The organism is Psychrobacter sp. W2-37-MNA-CIBAN-0211 (assembly GCF_040309405.1).
GTDB lineage: Bacteria > Pseudomonadota > Gammaproteobacteria > Pseudomonadales > Moraxellaceae > Psychrobacter > Psychrobacter glaciei.
In genome coordinates this window covers 1-252 of record NZ_JBEOOU010000416.1, presented here as the reverse complement: position 1 = coordinate 252, position 252 = coordinate 1, and the positions used below count along the sequence as shown (strand labels likewise).

Here is a 252-nt window from a genome sequence, read left to right as displayed (position 1 = left end):
CCGTTAATGAAGCGTTTTGGTTATCGATCTGCTTTTGCGGGCGGGGTTGAGGCCACGTCCAGTATGGGCAGCCAAATTATGCCGCCGATGATGGGCGCAGTAGCCTTTATTATGGCTGAAACCATTAACGTGCAATTTATTGAAATTGCAAAAGCAGCGATGATCCCCGCTGTACTGTATTTTTGCTCGGTGTTCTGGATGGTGCATTTAGAAGCTAAACGCGCCAATTTATCGGGCTTACCCAAAGATCAG

General features: G+C 47.6%; 1 protein-coding gene. It reads left to right on the top strand.

Annotation, left to right across the window (positions count from 1 at the left end; all coding sequences use genetic code 11):
- Positions 1-252: TRAP transporter large permease subunit (locus tag AAEY72_RS15705; RefSeq protein WP_352311556.1), on the top strand; the 252-nt coding region annotated here is incomplete at both ends.